This is a genomic window from Nocardia sp. NPDC051929, assembly GCF_044548645.1.
Lineage (GTDB): Bacteria > Actinomycetota > Actinomycetes > Mycobacteriales > Mycobacteriaceae > Nocardia > Nocardia sichangensis.
This window is the reverse complement of the sequence record NZ_JBIUCG010000013.1, coordinates 130,111-149,031: the sequence shown is the minus strand read 5'-3', so window position 1 is coordinate 149,031 and position 18,921 is coordinate 130,111. Positions and strand designations below refer to the sequence as shown.

The following is an 18,921-nucleotide window of genomic DNA, read 5'->3' as shown; positions in this document are numbered from 1 at the left end:
ACTTCTCCCCTGCTTAAAAGCGTTGCTGATGGATCTCGCTTGCGGAACTACACCTGGATGGCGCTGATGCCGGCGGCGCGGACCACGTCGCCCGCGACATGCTGGGCCAGCTGCATGCGCAGCGTCGCCGCGGCGTGGTGGCACTCCAGAATCGCCTGCGCGATCGCGCGATCGTGCGACATCGCCCCCTGATTGAAATGGCTCGCGCTGAGGAAGGAGACTTCCTCCGCCCCGGAGGGCAGCACGTGCGTCGCGGGCGCGGTGATCGCCGCGGCGGCGGCCAGACGTTCGGCGACGAGGTCGAGTTCGGCCGCGGCGGCGAGAATGGCTTCGGGTGCGATCAGTACATGTCCAACCATGACTCGACTCCTTCTAGTGGCTGTGGGGCGGAACCACGAGAATTCCCCCTTCGAGTGATAGGACGCGACAGCAACGCGATCGGTTCCATCGAATCCCCAATTTTTCAATCTCCGTGCCGATTACACACCCACCGCTGGTGGTGCGCAATACAGCTCGGTTCAGACTATCCCCATCCCAGCTGATGCAGGCGGTCTTCGTCAATGCCGAAATAGTGTGCGATCTCGTGGATCACGGTGATCGCCACCTCTTCCACCACTTCGGATTCGTCGGCGCAGTGTTCGAGGATCGCCTCGCGGTAGATGGTCACGGTGTCGGGAAGCGCTCCGCCGTAATGACTGTCACGCTCGGTGAGGGCGATGCCGTGATACAGACCGAGCAGGTGTGGATTCTCCGGATCGCGCGGCTCGATCAGTACGACCACGTTGTCGATCGCGCGGGTCAGCTCGGGCGGGATGAGATCCAGTGCGTCGCCGACCAATTCCTCGAACCGGTCGGCGGACATCGTCACGGGCATCGGCGCTCGGCTACCTCGGCTGAGGCTGCGGCGGCAGGGGCGCGGCGCCCGGCAGCGGTGCGGGCGTGGAACGTCCGTTGTTCGGCGGCGGCACCGGAGCCTGGCCGTTGATCAGGATCTCGCCCTTGGCCGACCCGGTGATCGGCGCGAAGCCCTCCCGATCGGCTCCCTTGCCGATCATGCAGTCCAGCTTGCGGCTGCCCGCCATCCAACTGCGGGCATCGATGTAGTCGAAGAACAGCGTGAGCGTCTTGTTCCGGATGACGTCCGGCCCGCCCAGGTAGTCGGTCGACGTGCGGGTGCACTCCTCCTCGACGAACTTGTCCTGGTCGTCCTTCGCGGGCGGGCCTCCGTTGAAGTGGGCGGCCAGATCGACGGTGGAGACGATCTCCACGGCGTGCGGCTGGGCGCAGTCCACCGGATCGGTGGGCAGGTTCTGGTTGATGCCGAGGCACACGCCCGCCTCGTACACCTTGGACTGATCGTGCTCGGTGGCGCTGCCGACCGACGGCGGGGTGCCGACGCTGGCCGCGATCTGCAGGCCGCAGCGCAGGGTGCGGTCACCGTGCTGCCAGCCGTCCGGGCTCGGATACATCAGCCCGACGATGTACTTGCCGCGCGGATCGAACCGGCCCGACATGTACTTCTGCACCGCGGGCACGCAGTGCTCCTCTTTCAACTCGGTCAGGCGCAGCGAGTCCGGGAACCGCGAGCCGGGACCGAACTCCTTGCCCGGATACCTGCTCATGTCGATGTCGGCCGCGACCTCGAACATGTGCTTGCTCGAGCAGTTCACCTTGGCCAGGTCCGATCGGTCCGGCTTGGTCCAGCTCAGGCAGTCGCCCTTCGCCGCGGTGCCGAACTCCTTCTCCAGCACCGGCTGCGCCGGAGCGCCGGGATTGTGCGCCTCCAGGCCCTTCTCGTTGTCGAAGCCGGTGACGAACAGCGTCACCAGGGCCGCCACCACGGCGCCGACGGCCACCGCGAGCAGGCCCCAGCGCAAGGTGTGGGCCGACAGATGCAGATCGCGCAGCTCGCCGTCGGCGAGGGCGGCTCTGGCCGAGTCGAACGAGCGCCGTACCGAGTCGGCGCGCGACGAAGCGCCGCGCTTGGGCGCCTGCGGGGACCGGGACATGCGTGCGGAGGACATCGCGGTCCATCATGGCAGTGTCGGTGCCGCGGTGCCACGACCTGCCCCGATCGGCGCGGCACGGGCCACGAGCGATTCAGCCGCGCAGGGCCGAGAGGAAGACGCCGGGCAATCGGGCGGGGTTGGCGTCGGCGTAGAACTCGGTGAGCCTGCGCCCGGTGGTCGCTGCGGTGGCGTTGCCGACGAACCACGGCGGCTTCGGAGAGAGGGCGAGTTCGCCGCCCAGCAGCGAGCGCGGCACCGGCCGGAACGGGCCGTGCACCACGGTGCGCTCCACATCGTCGAGCAGCAGGGCGTTGTGCACCACGCCGATACCGCTCTGCACGTCGTCGAGGGTGTGCCCAGGGAAGGCTCCCCAGGCGGCACGCGGCGCGAGGAAGGCCAGACCGGTCCAGCTGTTCACCGCGATCGCGCCGTAGCGCAGCCGTTCGATCGCGCGGTCGAAGGCGATACCGAGCCTGCGGATGGTCGTCGGATCGGCGATCACGTTCGCGCCGAGCGTGCCGGTCAGCTCGGCGTTGGCGAAGTCCACCGCGCGTTGCAAGAACTCGCCGCCCGTGTAGGGCAACTCCACCACGCCGAGCACGGGGGAGAAGTACTCCGTGCGCAGCAGCGGCGAGCCGGTGCGCGGCAGTCCGCCGACCAGCACCCGCCCCGCGCCGAGACGCTCGGCCTCCGGGTACGAGGCCAGCGCGTCGGCGACCCGCGCGTCGCTGCCCGGGTAGTAGGCCGTGCGCTGTGGCGCCCGCTCCATGGCCAGGCGGAGTTCGGCGAGGAACTCGTCCTTGCGGTCCCACTCGGCGCCGATCACCACCGCCTGCGCGGCCACGCAGTTGTAGCCGCCGTTGTGCAGCCGTTGGGTGGCCACGTGCTCGGCTTGGTAGCGCAGATCGGCGTCGGACCAGTCGCCGGGCACCACGATGGTCGGCGAGACGCCGCCCAGTTCGCTGCTGATCGGCTTGTCCAGCAGCGGCCGGTTGTGCTGCTTGCGTTCCGCGCCCTCGGCGCCGGGACCCCACACGATGGCGTCGTGGGTCTGCGCGCTGCCGGTCATGTGCACGTGCGCGACGTCCGGATGACGCACCAGGTAGCCGCCCTGCTGCGCGCCGCCGGTGAGAATTCGCAGCGCGCCGATTTCCAGCAGCGGTTCGAACACCATCTCGAACACGGTGAACAGCGGGTCGGTGATCGGGTTGAGCTTCAGCGCGACCACCCGGTTGTGCGCGAACAGCTCGTACAGCGCGTCCAGCGGCGGAATCGAGGTGATGTTGCCCGCGCCGAGCACGGCGCCGATCCCGCCGGTCGCGGTGGGATCGAGCTGGGCGAGTCCGGCTCGCCGACGGGCGGCGTCGGCGTCGACGCCGGGACGCAGCCACACCTCGCCGCGGAAACCGTTGAGCAGCAAGCGATCGTAGACGCCGAACGGGAATACCGGCACCGCCAGCCGCCCGCCCGGCGCCTCCCGCAGCGTGATGCCCGCCAGCGGGCTTCGCCCGGTCTCCAGCGCGGCCAGGGTCGCCGACAGCGCGGCCGTGGCTTGCAGCAGCGTGAGCGGCCCGGACATCCACTCCTCACCGACCAGCGCGGAGTGCTCGCCGAGATCCTTGACGACGCACGCCGCGCGCACCCAGTCCTCCGCGAGGCGGCCGGTCCTGGCGTGGATCTCGTCGAGCAGCAAGCGGCGGCGGCGCAGCGACGTCGCGGCCCACACTTTCTCGCCCGCCGCGAGATCGGCCAGCGCGTTGTCGATGGCCGTCTCGTCGAATGGGGTGCCCACAAACCCACTATGCGCGCGATCCGGGGTGGATGGTCCGCATCCTGGGATATCGGCGTGAAAGCGCAACACACCGACTACTAGGCTGGTGGCCCATGATCGACCTCCGATTCCTGCGGGACAACCCGGACGCGGTCCGCGCCTCGCAGCGCGCCCGCGGCGAAGACCCCGTTCTCGTCGACGCGCTGCTCGAGGCGGACGCGGCGCGGCGTGCCGCGGTGGCCACCGCGGACAACCTGCGCGCCGAGCACAAGGCGATGGGCAAGCTGATCGGTAAGGCGAGCAAGGACGAGCGGTCCGCGCTGCTGGCGCAGGCGTCGGAGATGTCGGTCAAGGTCAAAGAGGCCGAGGCCGCCCAGCACGCCGCCGACGTGGATCTGGACACCGCGCACCGCGCCATCTCCAATGTGGTGCAGGACGGCGCGCCCGCGGGTGGCGAGGCCGATTTCGTCGTGCTGCAAACGGTCGGCACGCCGCGGGAGTTCGACTTCGAGCCGAAGGACCACCTGGAACTCGGCGAGTCGCTCGGCCTGATCGACATGGAGCGCGGCGCGAAGGTCTCCGGCGCCCGGTTCTACTTCCTGACCGGCTACGGCGCGCTGCTCCAGCTGGGAATGCTGCAGCTGGCCGCGCAGAAGGCGGTGGCCAACGGCTTCACCATGATGATTCCGCCGGTGCTGGTACGCCCGGAGGTCATGGCGGGCACGGGGTTCCTCGGCCAGCACGCGGCGGAGGTCTACCACCTCGCCGACGACGACCTCTACTTGGTCGGCACCTCGGAGGTGCCGCTGGCGGGTTACCACTCGGACGAGATCCTCGACTTGAGCGACGGCCCCAAGCGCTATGCGGGCTGGTCGTCGTGTTTCCGGCGGGAGGCGGGCAGCTACGGCAAGGACACCCGCGGCATCATCCGGGTGCACCAGTTCGACAAGGTGGAGATGTTCGTCTTCACCACGCCCGACCAGGCCGACGCCGAACATCAGCGTCTGCTCGCCTGGGAACAGGAGATGCTCGCGGCGATCGAGGTGCCCTACCGGGTGATCGACGTCGCGGCCGGTGATCTCGGCAGCTCCGCCGCGCGCAAGTTCGACTGCGAGGCGTGGGTGCCCACGCAGCAGACCTACCGGGAGCTCACCTCGACCTCCAACTGCACCACCTACCAGGCGCGGCGGCTGGCCGTCCGCTATCGAGACGAGAACGGAAGGCCGCAGATCGCCGCGACCTTGAACGGCACGCTCGCCACCACCCGCTGGATCGTGGCCATTCTGGAGAACCACCAGCAAGCCGACGGGTCGGTCCGGGTGCCGTCCGCCCTGGTCCCGTTCGTCGGTACCGACGTGCTCCGACCGACGAATTGACAACGGACGAATGACGTTCAGGTAAATAGCTACTGGTTCGCCATGCCGTATTCCCGGGATGTGGCAACCAGGGGGATTCCTTATGTCTAGGCTATTCGTCGTGCGAGGAATCGGGTCTCGCGGCGATACCCGAACCCGGGTGCGGGCCGCGTCTGCGTTGGCGACGGCTATGGTCATGGCTCGGACCACCGGGGCGTTCTACGTCATGGGCGGGGTGCTCGGTCTGCTGATCACCGCCATCGCCCCTGGTGAAGAGGGTAATCGTCCGCTGGTAGGCGGGGCGGCAGCGGTGGCGCTGGTGCTCGGTCTCACGCTGCTCGCATGGGGCCCGCGGCTGCCGCATTCGATCCATCATGTCTATGTCGCGATCGCGACGGTGTTGGTGACGATCGCGGTGCATTCGTTCCCGAACACGGTGGGCGCGATCAGCCTCGCGGCGTTCTACGTCTTCATCGCGTGCGACGCCGCCCTGTTCTTCGCCTGGTCGCAGGCCGCCGCCCATATCGCGTTCGCCTTGGCGCTGTGCCTGTGGGTGCTGCCCGCGCGGCCGGTGACGCCCGGGTTGCCGTGGTGGTCGGGCCTGATCCCGGCCGGCGTGACCTTCGGTGTCGGCGTCGTCGTCGGGATCCTGACCAGGATGGCGTCCGAAGCCGACATCGACGTGCTCACCGGCCTGCTCAACCGGCGCGGCTTCGACCGGGCGCTGAACACCGCGATCCAGCAGGCCACCAGGTCCGGGCACGGACTCGCGCTGGTGCTGGTCGACCTGGACCGTTTCCAGAAGATCAACGACCATCTCGGGCACCGCGCCGGTGACGCCGTCCTGCAGCGGGTGGCCGACACCTGGTCGAAACTTCTGGCTCCCGATCAGCGCCTGGCGCGTTACGGCGGGGACGCGTTCGCCTTGCTGCTGCCGAACACCACCGAGCAGGCCGCGATCCTGCTCACCGAACAGCTGCGCGCCGCGGTGACGACCGGCTGCTCGGCCGGCGTGACCTCCTGGCAGCCGGGCGAATCGGGGTCGCTGCTGGTCAGCCGCGCTGACGTCGGCCTATACCGGGCCAAGCAGGCCGGACGCAACCGGACGGTGCTGGAGTCCTCGCGGCAGCTGCCGCTGGCGGTGGAACTGCGCGAGGCGATCGACCGGGGCGCCCTCGACGTGCACTACCAGCCGATCGTCAGCCTGACCGAAGGCGGCGGCAAGGCGGTCGGTGTGGAGGCGCTGCTGCGCTGGTCGTCGAGCGCGCAACCGGATGTCACCACCGAGGGCTTGATCCGCGTCGCCGAGGAATACGACCTCATCGCCGATCTGGACGAACTGGTGCTGCGCCGGGCCTGCGCGGACGCCGCCCGATTGCAGGAAACCTTCGCCCAGCTGGATCTCACACTGAACGTGAACGTCAGCGGGCTGGAGCTGGCCGAGACCGGTTACGCCGACCGGGTGGCGGGCATCCTCGCCGCCACGGGGTGGCCCGCCGACCAGTTGGTGCTCGAAGTGACCGAGAGTGAGCTGGCCGCCGAATCCCAGACCGCGATCGAGAATCTGCACACCCTGCGCGACCGTGGCGTGCGCATCGCCATCGACGACTTCGGCACGGGATACTCCTCGCTCAGCCGACTGGCCACGCTGCCGAGCGACATTCTCAAGGTCGATCAGTCCTTCGTCGCCGCGATCCGCTCGGATTCGCCCGCGCCGCCCTTGCTCGGCGTGATCGCCGCGCTCTCCAACGCGCTGGACCTGCAGGTCATCGCCGAGGGCGTGGAGACCGAATATCAGGCCGCCGTGCTCACCGAACTGGGCTTCGCGCTCGCGCAGGGGTATCACTACAGCGATTCGCATCCGGTCTCGGAGCTGATCAGCGACCTCAACGAGAACAAGGGCCGGATCGGCCAAGGCGTCACCGACCGGGAGTTGGGCGACGGAGATTCGGTTCCGGCGAACGGCTGGGTGCCGTTGCCCTGATTCGCGTGGCGGCCGATTCCCTTCGACGCGCCCGAGCGGTAATTCCCTTGCGCCGCGAGGCAGGGATGGCCATGCTGATCGGCATGCGGTTGCTCGTCTACGCCTATTGATTCGCTGGATCGCCGCGCGCCCGTCGGACGGGTAGCGCGCGTACTTTCAGTCTGCGCTCGCTGACGGTTCGGGCGGTGCTCTTCAAGAGCACCGGTGAACTGATTCCGCTGTACGCGCTGTATGCCCTGCTGTTCGCCGACCACGGCATGAGCACGGGGCAGATCTCCTTGCTGTTCGCCATCTGGTCGATGACCTCGTTTCTGCTCGAGGTGCCCTCCGGTGCGTGGGCCGACACGGTTTCGCGGCGCGGACTGCTCGTGCTCAGCGGTGTCCTGCTGACGGCGGGCTTCGCGCTGTGGACGGCGGCGCCGTCCTTCACGGGCTTCGCCGCCGGGTTCGTGCTGTGGGGTACCTCGGGCGCTCTGGCCTCCGGCACCTTCGAAGCGTTGCTGTACGACGATCTCGCCGCCCGCGGTGCGTCGTCGACATATCCGCGCATCCTCGGTTACAGCCGGGCCGGTGCGGAAACCGCCGTCGTCATCGCGATCGTCGCCGCGACGCCGCTGTATCTCATCGGTGGCTATGCCCTGGTCGGCTGGGCCAGTGTCGGTCTGGCCGCCGTGCACACGCTGGTCGCGCTCTCGCTGCCCACCGCGCCGAAGGCGGTGTCCGCGGCGAACGTCGATGATCTCGAAGAGGACGAGTCGGCATCTTTCGCGCCACCTTCCGTGGTGGCCGGTGAGACGGGCGGCTCCGCGGGTTCGAATGCGGACGTACGCGGGTCGGTCTCGGTGATCGAGGGCTATGACGAGACTCGGGATGATCAGGCGGACGTCACGAGGAGATCGGGAACGTTCGCGCGCTACCTCACCATGCTGAAGGCCGGTGTGGGCGAGGCCCTTCGCGTGCGGATGGTGCGCTACGGCGTGCTGCTGGAGGCGCTGCTGTTCGGGATCACGGCGTTCGACGAGTATTTCGCCTTGCTGGCGGAGGAGGCGGGCGTATCGACGGCCGTCGTGCCACTGCTGGTCGGCCTCACTGTGCTCGGTTCGCTGGCCGGGTCGGTGCTGGCGGGGCGCACCGAAGGAATGTCGGGCCGGACGATGTCGATCGCGGTGGGTGTCGCGGGCGTGCTCTTCCTCGGCGGCGCGCTGATCGCCGGTCTCGCGACCGGTCGTCCGAACGCGGTGTACTTGCTGACCACCCTCGGCTTCGCGTCGATCGGGATCTCCTACGGCATCGTCTACAACGCGGGCATCGTCGCGGCTGCCCGCCTCCAAGACGCCATCGAGGGTCCCGCCCGAGCGACCGTCACCTCGGTCTCCGGTCTCCTGGGCGAGGTGATCGCCCTAGCGGTCTTCGGCTTCGCCGCCCTCCTGACCCTCCACGCCGCCATGTCCACCCTCCTGGCCCTTCTCGGCGCCTCCATCCTCGCCATCGCCGCGCTCATTCCCCGCTGGCTCCCACCCCGCCACTGACCACGAGTGGCACACCATCGAGAGCGCTTCTCGCGAAATGCCGCAGTGATGTCCCGCTCGACGATTGGGTAGCGTGCGGGAGTGCGGTTGGGGCTGGTTGCGGGGTTCGGGATCGGTGCCGGGGTGGCGGTGCAGGGGCGGATCAATGGCGCGTTGGGGGCGCGGTTGGAGGATGGGATTGCCGCGGCCACGATCAGTTTCGGGGTGGGACTGGTCGTGTTGGGGGTGGCGTTCGCGGTGAGCGGGCGGCTGCGGGACGGTGGGCGGCGGGTGCGGCTGGCTCTGGCCGAGGGTCGGCTGCGGCCGTGGCAGTTGCTCGGCGGGCTGTGCGGCGCGTTCTTCGTCGCGTGCCAGGGGCTGACGGTCGCGGCGATCGGTGTCACCGCGTTCACCGTGGCGACCGTCGCGGGGCAGTTGCTCAGCAGCCTGGCCGTCGACCGGCTCGGGCTCGGTCCGAGTGGGCGGACGCCCGTCACCGGGGTGCGTCTCGTGGGTGCGGCGCTCGGGGTGGCGGCGGTGCTGGTCGCCGGATTCGGGCACCACCGCGCCACCGGTGGTCTCTCCGTGCCCGACGCGCTGCGCGGCATGCCGACCGTGTTGTTGATCGCGCTGCCCGCGCTGGCGGGTATCGGCCTGGCCTGGCAGCAAGCGGTGAACGGCAAGGTGGGCGCGGTCGGCGGAGCCATGTCGGCGGCGATGGTCAATTTCTGCGTCGGCCTGGCCGCGCTGCTCGTCATCGAGGCCGTGGTCATCGCGACATCGGGCGGGCCGGCCGCATTCCCGACCGAGCCTTGGCTCTACACCGGCGGTTTCATCGGCGTCGCCTTCATCGCTCTCGCCGCCCTGGCGGTGCGGTGGATCGGCGTGCTGCTGCTCGGGCTCACCTCGGTGGCGGGGCAGTTGCTTGCCTCCCTTGTCCTCGACGTGTTCACCCCGACCAGCGCGGGCTTGTCCGCCACCGCGATCGTCGGCTGTGTGCTGACGTTGGTCGCGGTCGCCATCGCGACTCGGTCGCAGTCCTGAGGACACTCGCCCGACATTCATGTTCGAAGTGCATGAATGTGGGAGGGTGCGCTCATGCTGATCGAATACGGGGTGTGGGTTTCGCGGCTGGGACTGACTGTCGTCTTCGCGCTGTCGGCCTGGGGCAAGCTGACCGATCGCGGCGCGGCACGGCAAGCGGTGAGCGATTTCGGGGTGCCGCTGCGCTGGGTGCCCGCGGTGGCCTGGGGGTTGCCGATCGCCGAGGCGATGATCGCGGTCGGTGTGCTGTTTCCATGGGTTTGCGGCCCGGCGGCGCTGGCGGCGCTGCTGCTGCTCGCCGTGTTCACCGTGGCGATCACGCGCTTGTTGCGGCGGGGTGAGCATCCTTCCTGTTCCTGTTTCGGTGCTGCGAGCGCGGCGCCGATCGGACCGAAGACGCTGGTGCGCAATGCTCTTCTCGCGGCGCTCGCCGTGGTTGTCGGCATCGGCGCGCAGACACATCCACGCGTTCCGATGGGCCTGCCCGCCGACAACGCGGCCGGCTGCGCGGTTGTCGCCGCAGTGGTCGCGGTGCTGGTCTGGTTGACGGGCCAGCTACGTGTCCTGCGGCGCCGAGTGGACGAGCAGGCGTTGTCCACGCTGGGTGCTGAGGGCTTGCCCGTCGGTGCGGTGGCGCCGGAGTTCGAACTGTTCGGCCCCGAGGGAACGAAGACCACGCTCGAGGATCTCTTGGCCTCGGCGAGGTCGGTGCTGCTGGTCTTCGTGCACCCCGGCTGCGAGCTGTGCGCGGCGCTGGCACGGGAACTGCCCCGCTGGCGTGCGCGAACCGGTGAGGCCCTGGCGATCATCGCGGTCGGCAACGGCGATGCCGCCGAGCAGGCCGCGTGGGGAACCGAGCACGGATTGGGCGACATTCCCTCGCTCGTGCAGCAGGGCAACGAGGCGGCCCTGCGTTACCGGGTGCGCGGTACGCCGTCCGCCGTGCTGATCGATCCCGAGGGACGTGTCGCCGCGCCGGTGGCCAGAGGGGGCATCGCGATCCGCGAGTTGATCGGCACGGTACGGGCAGCGCCGCGCAAGCCGGCGCGCGACAAGATCCCGGCCGGGGCCGCCCGTTAGTTTCGGGGCGTACCTCTTTTCTGCCGCCGAGACCGACCCGAGCCCGGTTATCTACTGGTTAGCAAATTTCTAGCAAATCTACGGTGATGCGCCGATAGGATCGAACCGCACCGGTGCGGAATTCGCCATCCAACCAACACGACCCATCGACAAGAGGGGAAGACATGGCGCTCTTCGCATTCACCGACTACTCCGGCAAAGAGTTCATCATCCAGCTGACCAACGAGCAGCGGATCGCGGAAGCACGCCGCATCCTGTCGGGTGACGAGCAGATGTCCGTCCACGTCATGGGCCGGATCCGGAAGATGCCCGCCCCCTACAACCCGGGTTGGGACTTCCATCTGGACCCCGACACCATCACCTTCTTCACCATGGCGATCGAGGTCTGCGACGCCAGCATCATGTACGTGAACGACCACCTGGACGAGGCGTGCGGCGCGTTCCTGCCGGGCTGCTTCTGGTGTCCGTGGTCGTCCAAGCTGACCCGCGAGGTCGCCGACCGGTAATCGGTTGGCAAATGCTTCCGGCCGGCGTGTGAACGCCGGCCGGAAGTCGCGGATTCAGTCCAACTTGCGCGAGCGCAATTCGTGGCCCTTGGACGTCTTGCACCGTCCCGACTCCAGGTCCCACTGCCAGCCGTGCAGGTTGCAGGTCAGCGTGTTGCCTTCGACCACACCGAACTTCGACAGGTCCGCCTTCAGGTGCGGGCACCGCCGCTGCACCTCCCAGCCGCTGAGTTCGGTGGAGGCGGAGTCGTCGTGCGCCTCGGAGAACCAGCCGTCGGCGTAGGCGATCCGCTCGTCGGTGAGGCACTTGAAGAAGGTGTAGAGGAACTCGTTGTATCCGCCGATGCGCCAGGCCTGGAAGCGGGTGGACAGGAAGATGGTGTTCACCCAGTCGGGCTCCCGGTCGCGCAGCACCGTGCGCACCAGCTCCGGCGCGATGCGGAAGCCGTAGCGGTAGCGCCCCTCGCCTTCGATCGGCTCGCGCACCGTGCGCTTGGGGAAGTCCAGCACGATGGTCTCCTCGCCGATCACCAAGCCGACCGGGTAGCCGATGCCGTCGCAGATCACGTCGCTCTGGGCCATGATCGGCTCGAACACTTTGCGCAGCGGCTCCAGCAGCGAGCCATCGCCGCGTTCCCAGGTCGCCTTCTCGGCCTCCAGTACCGGGGCGAGGCGCTGGGCCATCCGTTCGATGTACTCGGCCTTGTTGTCGTAGATCTCGGCGGGGTCGCTCGGGTGGGTCAGGGTCAGCTCGGCGCCGCGCACGTCGGCGACCGAGCCGGGGATCATCAGGATCCCGCCCGCGTTGCCGTGCATCTCCATCTGCTCCAGGAACACCTTCTGGTCGGGGAAGATGTTGCCTTCGTCACCGCGATCGTCGTTGAGGTAGCGCAACTCGTCGTCCAGGAACACCGGCGGACCCGCCGACGGCACCACCCAGGTCGCGCCGACCTGCTCGATGTAGCTGCGGGCCCGGTCCATGCCGCGCTGACGCTTCTGCTTGCCGAAGTTCGACTTGGTGCGGGCCGGGATGTCGTAGACCATCGGGTACCAGATCGCGCCCGAGTACTGCAGCAGGTGGATGTCGACATGGCCGAAGGCGTCCTGCAGCACGTCCATGTCGACCGGGCGGGCGTCGTTCATGTTGAAGCAGGTGGTCTCACCGTCGGAGACCACGAGCCCGGAGTCGCCGATCGGGCCGTCGGCGGGCGCGCGCAGCGCGATGATCATGACGTCCAGGTCCCCGCCGGGGCCGGTCACCGTGTGCTTGACCGAGTCCTCTGTCTCGAAGAACTTGTGGAAGCCCAGCTGCTCGAGCTCCCGGCGCAGATCCGGCACGGGATAGTCCGGCAGCAGCACGGTCGCGTCCTTGTTCACGTGCTCGGCCAGCGTCTTCGCGTCGAAATGGTCGCGGTGCAGGTGCGAGACGTAGAGGAAGTCGCATGCGCCCAGCTCGTCCCAGTCCAGCTGGGTGTTGTCGGGGAACGGGAACCAGGAACCGAAGTACGCGGGGTTCACCCAGGGATCGCAAAGGATCGACCCGGCCGCGGTGCGGATGTGGAATCCGGCGTGTCCGACGCTGGTGATCTGCACTAGCTGCTCCTCCTGCTGTTTACCAGCCAACCAGGGTAGTAGTTACGGCGAGACATCGCCGATGCAGTAGCCGTCCGTCCCGGAGCGCAAGGTGAAGGTGCGGCTCTGCGTCACACCGGAGGAGTTGGTCACCGGCACGAGCACCGCGATGTAGTCGGTGTTCACCTGCTCCGACCGGATCTGCTGGTCGGCGAACTCGGCGGCCCCGGTGAGCACGCCCTGGTTGTTCGCCAGCGGCGCGGGGCTCGGACGCCCGGTGCCCTTGGGATCCCAGGACGCCGGGGACGCCTTACAGATCAGAGGGTAGTCGCCTTCTTTGTCGGCGGGGTCGAGCGGAGTGCCGACGAAGCGGGAGAGGTACCGGCGCACGGTGTGCCGGGCGTCGGCGTCGTTGTAGGCGATCTCCGCACCGGCCGTCGCGACGCGCGGGCAGGCGTAGCCGGTCTCGATCTCGGCGCGCTGGACGGCGACGGTGGTGGTCGGGCTCTTCCAGACGACGGCGTCCTCGCCCGCCGTGCCGGGCTGGGCCAACGCGGTGAGGACGGCCTGCTGGTCTCCGTACATCTCGGCGACGTTCCTGGGCGCGATGGTCCAGCACTTGTCCTGCATCTCGGCGATGGTGTGCGAGCGCAGGTCGGCCGCCCAGCGCCGCATCGCCGGGGCGGCGGCAGGCACCCCCGCGACCGCGCCGACCGGCGGAGCGTCGGCGGGAACCGGCGGAAGCGCGGAGGAGCTCGGCGGGGGCGTGGCCGGGACGGCGGCCGGCGGTGTCGTGCGAACGGCCGCCTGCGGCGGGGTCTCCTCCGGAATGCCGACGACGGAATCGCATCCGGTCAGCGCGATCGCAGCGATCAGGGCGGAGCCGCAGGCCAGCGCGGCGCGGGTCGCTCGCCCGGCCCGGTTCCGCTCGCGTGCTGCACTGCGGTCGTACTCGCGCGGTACCGATCGGGCGCGTTCCACTTCGACGATCCTCTTCTCTCCGGACGTGCGGTCGGGGCTGCTCATGCGTCCTCGCTCCGGCGCGGCGCGCGGCGGCGGCGAACTGCCGATGGGGACGAGCAGCGACTACGCTAGCGGACTTGTGGAACCCGTCTACCGGACGATCATCGGCCTCGCCCGTACCGTCTTCTTCATCGAAGGTCTGAAGTTCACCGTCAAGGGCGATGAACACATTCCCGCCCGAGGTGGCGCCGTGCTGGCGGTGAACCACACCGGCTACATGGACTTCACCTACGCGGGCCTGCCGGTGCGCACCCCGAAGCGCTACATCCGGTTCATGGCCAAGAAGGAGGTCTTCGACGACAAGATCTCCGGCCCGATCATGCGCGCGCTCAAGCACATCCCCGTCGACCGTTCGGCGGGCGCGGATTCCTACAAGGCCGCTGTGGACTATCTGCGCCGTGGCGAGCTGGTCGGGGTGTACCCCGAGGCGACGATCAGCCGCAGTTTCGAGATCAAGGAATTCAAGTCCGGCGCGGCGCGCATGGCCATCGAGGCGGAGGTGCCGATCATTCCGATCGTCATCTGGGGCGCGCAGCGGGTCTGGACGAAGGGATTCCCGAAGCGGCTGGGCCGCACCAACACGCCCATCTCGATCGCGGTCGGCGAGCCGATCCAGCCGTTCGAGCCCGCCGCCGAACTCACCGCCAAGCTCCGCTCGACCATGCGGGAAATGCTGGCCGACCTGCAGAAGGACTATGTGCACGAGCCCGGCGCGTACTGGGTTCCGGCCCGGCTCGGCGGCAGCGCTCCTACCCTGGAAGAGGCGGACGCGATGGACGCCGCCGAAGCCGAGGCGAAGGCCGCGCGCAAGAACGCGGCGGGGCAGTAGCGGGAGGCGTGATGGCGCGCGAACCGGTTTACGACATTCTCACCGGATTGGCCCGCGCCATCTTCTTCGCGCAGGGTCTGCGCCTCGATATCCAGGGCAGGCAGCACATTCCGCGTTCCGGCGGCGCGGTGCTGGCGGTGAATCACACGGCTTATCTGGATTTCATGGAAGTCGGACTGGTCGGGCGCAAGTCCGGCCGCAACGTCCGGTTCATGATGAAGGCCGAGCTGGAACACGGCATCGTCGGCTTTCTCATGAAGCACTGCAAGGCGATCGGCGTCGATCGCACGGCCGGAGCCGAGTCGTACGCCCGCGCGGTGACCGCTTTGCGCGAGGGCGAGGTGGTCGTGGTCTATCCCGAGGCGACGATCAGCCGCAGCTTCGAGTTGAAGGAATTCAAGTCCGGTGCGGCGCGCATGGCGGTCGAAGCCGGGGTCCCGATCGTGCCCCTGGTCATCTGGGGCGCTCATCGGATCTGGACCAAGGACATCCCCAAGCAGTTGGGCCGCCATAATTTTCCGGTCACCATCCGGATCGGCGCACCGATCCCACCCGATGAACCGGCCGAGAAACTCACCGCCACCTTGCGGACGCGGATGGGTGAGCTTTTGGACCTCGCTCAACGCGACTATCCGATGGTGGAAGGCGCCAGCTGGGTCCCCGCACGGCTCGGTGGAACCGCCCCGACTCTCGCGGAGGCGGCTGTGCTGGAACGCGAGGAGATGGAGAGGCGGCGGCGCGCGAAGGCGCGGTGACGGCGCCGCCACGTCGTAGGGCGGCACTCGATCAGGCCGCGTCGAGCGCTGCGGTGATCTTGCGGACCATCTCGGCCGGGACGGGGCTGGGCGCGCCCTTGTGGGATCCGGCGGCTGCGTCGATGGCGACGAGGACGGTGCTGCGGAAGTTGTCGGCCTCGGCCGGGTCCTGATTCGCGAGCAGCCTCATCGCCGCGGTCAGGGCAGGCAGCACATGGTCGGCGAGTTCGGCGACGTTCTTGCCGTTCAGGGTGATGTCCTTGGACTTCGCGGCGAGTACGTGCCCGACCAGGCCGGTTGCCGACGACAGGGCGATGCTGCCGTGCGTGGCGGCCTTGTGGGGCGAGCCGGTGGCGTCGGCGGCGGCCATGAGCGATACGGCGCCGTAGGCGGCGGTGCGGACGGTGGCCTTGTCCTGGTCGGTCAGGGTGATGGACATGGTGGTGTGCTCCTTCGAAATGTGGGGGGTCGGCGGGCCGGTCAGTGGCTCGGCGAGCCGTGCTGGTCTCCATGTGGGGGGTCGGCGGGCCGGTCAGTGACTCGGCGAGCCGTGCTGGTCTCCGGCCGGTGCGGTCTGGCGGACGGCATCGGCGATGGCGCGAAAGTCCTTGCGCAGGATCGCGCCGTGGTTGCCGGCGACCTTCGCGCCGATCCGGATGTTCGGATTGCGGGCGCACACGCCGTCCAGGCTGGTGCGGATTCGCTCTTGCTCGTCGCCACGGCTTCCGAACGACGTCCCCGAAGCAACCACATACCGCACCGGAACAGTGCTGCGGTCCAGCAGGGGACCCAATTCGCGCTCACGGGAGAGCTTGCCGAGCTCGATGTTGCTCTCGGCCATCTGTTCGGCGGTCATCCGCGGGGTCAGACCGGTCGGGCGCAGCAGCGGCGTGAACCAGCTCAGCCGCTTGAACAGCTTGCGGATCCGCTGCTCCATGGCCTCGTCGAGCCAGTCGTACGGGAACGCGCCGTCGACCAGCACCGCGCCCATGGCACGGTCCGGATTCCGGTCGGCCCAGTGCGCCGCGACGACTGCCCCGTAGGACCAGCCCACCAACAGCGCCCGGTGCACCCCTCTGGCCGCCGAGACCGCATCGACGTCCCGGACGGCGGCGTCGAAGGAATAGTCCGCCGAACGCCGGGATTTGCCGCGGGCGCGCTCGTCGAAGGTGATGTGCCGGTAGGCGGGGCCGAGCTCGGCGATGACCCGCCGCCAGTAGCCCTGAGTGGCGAACTGGCCGTTGCAGTAGATCAGGGGGATACCGGGACCGCCGGTGTCGGTGACCGCCAGGGCGGTATCGTCCACCGGCACCGTGCCGGTCCACTTCGAAGCGGGGGCCGGGTTGCTGTTCTTCTTCATGGCAACAACTCTCGGCGTCCGGGCTGACACCGCCCTGACACCCGTCTGACACGGCCACTGACACCGTGTTTCGCGGCGGCGGTTGTAGTTCAGCCCAGATCGGGCGCGTTCTCGACCGCCCTACGCGAGCGGCGGTCGGAACATCCGACTACCGCCCGGTCCGCAGGGCCTCAGTACGCTCCGTCACCCCGGGCCACCACACCGACCGTGCGCGCGATCAGCCGCAGGTCCATCCGCATGGACACGTTCTCCACGTAGGACAGATCGAGTCGCACGGCGTCTTCGAGCGGAAGGTCCGACCGGCCACTGACCTGCCACAAGCCGGTCAGCCCCGGCTTCACCAGCAGGCGTCGGCGCATCATGTGGTCGTAGGTGTCGACTTCCCGCCGCACCTGCGGTCGCGGCCCGACCACGCTCATGTCGCCGCGCAGCACGTTGAGGAACTGCGGCAGCTCGTCGAGACTGTACTTGCGCAGGAATCGTCCGACCGGCGTGACGCGGGGATCGATCTTCATCTTGAAGAAGACCGGATTTGCACCTTGCTGTGCGATCAAAGCTTCGGCATATCGGTCGGCATCGTCGTGCATACTGCGAAACTTGATCATGCGGAAGGGCAGGCCGTATCGGCCGATGCGTTCGGACAGGTAGAAGACCGGGCCGCGGCTGGTGGTCTTCACCGCGATCGCGATCACGAGGAACACCGGCAGCAGCAGTAGCAGGCACATCGTCGCGAAGACGATGTCGAAGGCCGTTTTGCTGACCGACCGAGCCCGCTCGTACTGCGGTTCGGCGATGTGCATCATCGGCATTCCCGCGACCTGCCGATTGGTGAGCCGGGATATGGCGATGTCGACCGCCCCTGGCGCCAGCATGAACTCGACTCCCAGCGCATCCAGTTCCCAGGCGAGCCTGCGCAACTCGGTCGGACCGAGATGCCGGGTCGGACCGATGGCGACGGTGTCGGCGTGGGTGTGCAGGACCGCCCGCAGCACGGCGCTGTCGTCGCCGACGACCGCGACCGTGCCGCCGGTGAACGCCAGCGGCGCATCTCCTGATTGCCCACCCGGCACGCAGGCGCCGACAACGTTGTACCCGGCGCCCGGGTCTGTGGCGAACGCCGCGGATATCGCCGCGGCCGCTTCGGCCGTACCGACCACGAGTACGGCCGAACGATAGCGTCCCCGGCGGCGTGCCCTGGCAAGCTGGTGGCGCCACCACAGTCGTCCACCGACCACCGCGAGTACGCCCGCCGGAAAGGCGATCGCGAGATACCCTCGGGCGAACTTGATTTCGAGTGCCAGTGACGTGAATGCCAGTACGCCGAACAGGTGCATCGTCGCCGACATCAGCCGCCGGAATTCCTCGACACCGCTGCCGACCAGCTGCGGCGCACGGCTGCCCGCACTACCGAGGATCGCGAACCAGCCCGCGACCAGCGCCCCGGATACCATCGTGTAGCCGACCCGGTACGGCCCTTCCCAGGCCAGCGGCGGAGCGCCGCCCTCATTGAAACGGATCAGCTGCGCACTCCCCACAGCGATGGATACGGCGGCGAAATCGGTGATGGCGAGGCGGCGTACGTACTCCGATCGCCAGGCCTTACGGGTCGAGACGGTAACCGGGGTAACCGTGAAGGATCGTGGGATTTCGGCGGTCCCATGCCATTCCGGGACAGCCTTGGATTTCATCAAGAGAACACCCCTCCTGGGGCAACGGTGGAATTGCTACCCGATCCGAGGATCGGCTGTCCCGGCAGCGTCCCGACCGCCTCTACCGAGCGCTTCCTCGGCACTTGATCGGCAAGTGTCACAACATTTCTCGCCGGTCAGAAGGTGTGCGCGAGGCAGCGTGATCGGGATGTTAACTGATGCGAATCCACCCAGCGACCCATTGTGATGCGCATTTGGAATAACACCACGAATGCGAATATGAAATGTGCCCTATATCACAGTTAGTAACGCGGATGTGTAACCCGGCCGATATTGCCGTCGGTACGCTGAAGGTCGCAACAGGTGCGGTCGGTACCACGAATGACGTTCTCGTCGCGCGCATCTCGTGATACGCCGGGCAGCTTCTGCTTCCGTGTGCCGCGACAGGCGTTCCGGCGGGCCGGGGCGTTTCGAGC

At 68.3% G+C, this 18,921-nt stretch carries 17 protein-coding genes; 8 read left to right on the top strand and 9 right to left on the bottom strand.

Annotated elements, in window-relative coordinates:
- Positions 1-47: 47 nt before the first annotated feature.
- The 4 genes from ACIHAX_RS18955 to ACIHAX_RS18940 form a co-directional block, all read right to left on the bottom strand.
- Positions 48-359 carry a PE domain-containing protein gene (locus tag ACIHAX_RS18955; protein ID WP_159849106.1) on the bottom strand — a complete coding sequence of 104 codons (312 nt, stop codon included), beginning with the start codon at positions 357-359 and terminating at the stop codon, positions 48-50.
- Positions 360-523: 164 nt separating this feature from the next.
- Positions 524-874 carry a metallopeptidase family protein gene (locus ACIHAX_RS18950; protein WP_355073276.1) on the bottom strand — a complete coding sequence of 117 codons (351 nt, stop codon included), beginning with the start codon at positions 872-874 and terminating at the stop codon, positions 524-526.
- A 10-nt stretch (positions 875-884) separates the two neighbouring features.
- Positions 885-2,024, bottom strand: coding sequence for a septum formation family protein (locus ACIHAX_RS18945; RefSeq protein WP_364432738.1), 1,140 nt, complete (start codon positions 2,022-2,024; stop codon positions 885-887).
- 76 nt (positions 2,025-2,100) lie between these two features.
- The gene (locus ACIHAX_RS18940; RefSeq protein WP_397278748.1) at positions 2,101-3,801 is read right to left on the bottom strand and encodes an aldehyde dehydrogenase family protein; all 1,701 of its coding nucleotides are present in this window, start codon (positions 3,799-3,801) and stop codon (positions 2,101-2,103) included.
- 92 nt (positions 3,802-3,893) lie between these two features.
- On the opposite strand from ACIHAX_RS18940, the gene serS reads away from it, so the two are divergent.
- The 6 genes from serS to ACIHAX_RS18910 all read left to right on the top strand — a co-directional run bounded on the left by serS (position 3,894) and on the right by ACIHAX_RS18910 (position 11,257).
- Positions 3,894-5,156 carry a serine--tRNA ligase gene (gene serS, locus ACIHAX_RS18935; protein WP_355073272.1) on the top strand — a complete coding sequence of 421 codons (1,263 nt, stop codon included), beginning with the start codon at positions 3,894-3,896 and terminating at the stop codon, positions 5,154-5,156.
- Between the two features lie 175 nt (positions 5,157-5,331).
- Positions 5,332-7,119: a bifunctional diguanylate cyclase/phosphodiesterase gene (locus ACIHAX_RS18930; RefSeq protein WP_355073270.1), complete on the top strand. Its 1,788-nt coding sequence runs from the start codon at positions 5,332-5,334 to the stop codon at positions 7,117-7,119.
- A gap of 185 nt (positions 7,120-7,304) precedes the next feature.
- Positions 7,305-8,648, top strand: a complete 1,344-nt coding sequence (locus ACIHAX_RS18925) for an MFS transporter (protein WP_397278746.1) — start codon at positions 7,305-7,307, stop codon at positions 8,646-8,648.
- An 81-nt stretch (positions 8,649-8,729) separates the two neighbouring features.
- Positions 8,730-9,671: a DMT family transporter gene (locus ACIHAX_RS18920; protein WP_397278744.1), complete on the top strand. Its 942-nt coding sequence runs from the start codon at positions 8,730-8,732 to the stop codon at positions 9,669-9,671.
- 54 nt (positions 9,672-9,725) lie between these two features.
- The gene (locus ACIHAX_RS18915) at positions 9,726-10,751 is read left to right on the top strand and encodes a peroxiredoxin family protein (RefSeq protein WP_397278742.1); all 1,026 of its coding nucleotides are present in this window, start codon (positions 9,726-9,728) and stop codon (positions 10,749-10,751) included.
- A 164-nt stretch (positions 10,752-10,915) separates the two neighbouring features.
- Positions 10,916-11,257, top strand: a complete 342-nt coding sequence (locus tag ACIHAX_RS18910) for a hypothetical protein (RefSeq protein WP_039794242.1) — start codon at positions 10,916-10,918, stop codon at positions 11,255-11,257.
- 54 nt (positions 11,258-11,311) lie between these two features.
- Here the strand turns inward: ACIHAX_RS18910 and ACIHAX_RS18905 are convergent, their stop codons facing one another.
- Positions 11,312-12,850, bottom strand: a complete 1,539-nt coding sequence (locus ACIHAX_RS18905) for a Rieske 2Fe-2S domain-containing protein (RefSeq protein ID WP_397278740.1) — start codon at positions 12,848-12,850, stop codon at positions 11,312-11,314.
- A 42-nt stretch (positions 12,851-12,892) separates the two neighbouring features.
- Positions 12,893-13,855, bottom strand: a complete 963-nt coding sequence (locus ACIHAX_RS18900) for a hypothetical protein (RefSeq protein ID WP_397278738.1) — start codon at positions 13,853-13,855, stop codon at positions 12,893-12,895.
- Between the two features lie 76 nt (positions 13,856-13,931).
- Between ACIHAX_RS18900 and ACIHAX_RS18895 the strand changes: the two genes are divergently transcribed.
- Entirely contained in the window at positions 13,932-14,681 is a 750-nt protein-coding gene (locus ACIHAX_RS18895; RefSeq protein ID WP_364432980.1) for a lysophospholipid acyltransferase family protein, read from the top strand.
- A gap of 11 nt (positions 14,682-14,692) precedes the next feature.
- Positions 14,693-15,436: a lysophospholipid acyltransferase family protein gene (locus tag ACIHAX_RS18890; protein WP_364432760.1), complete on the top strand. Its 744-nt coding sequence runs from the start codon at positions 14,693-14,695 to the stop codon at positions 15,434-15,436.
- Between the two features lie 31 nt (positions 15,437-15,467).
- Here ACIHAX_RS18890 and ACIHAX_RS18885 read toward each other — a convergent pair whose 3' ends face one another.
- From ACIHAX_RS18885 to ACIHAX_RS18875, 3 genes are all read right to left on the bottom strand, one after another.
- The gene (locus tag ACIHAX_RS18885; RefSeq protein ID WP_364432763.1) at positions 15,468-15,875 is read right to left on the bottom strand and encodes a hypothetical protein; all 408 of its coding nucleotides are present in this window, start codon (positions 15,873-15,875) and stop codon (positions 15,468-15,470) included.
- Positions 15,876-15,968: 93 nt separating this feature from the next.
- Positions 15,969-16,796 carry an alpha/beta fold hydrolase gene (locus tag ACIHAX_RS18880; RefSeq protein ID WP_397278735.1) on the bottom strand — a complete coding sequence of 276 codons (828 nt, stop codon included), beginning with the start codon at positions 16,794-16,796 and terminating at the stop codon, positions 15,969-15,971.
- A 170-nt stretch (positions 16,797-16,966) separates the two neighbouring features.
- Positions 16,967-18,484: a sugar transferase gene (locus ACIHAX_RS18875; RefSeq protein ID WP_355073254.1), complete on the bottom strand. Its 1,518-nt coding sequence runs from the start codon at positions 18,482-18,484 to the stop codon at positions 16,967-16,969.
- Positions 18,485-18,921: the final 437 nt, after the last annotated feature.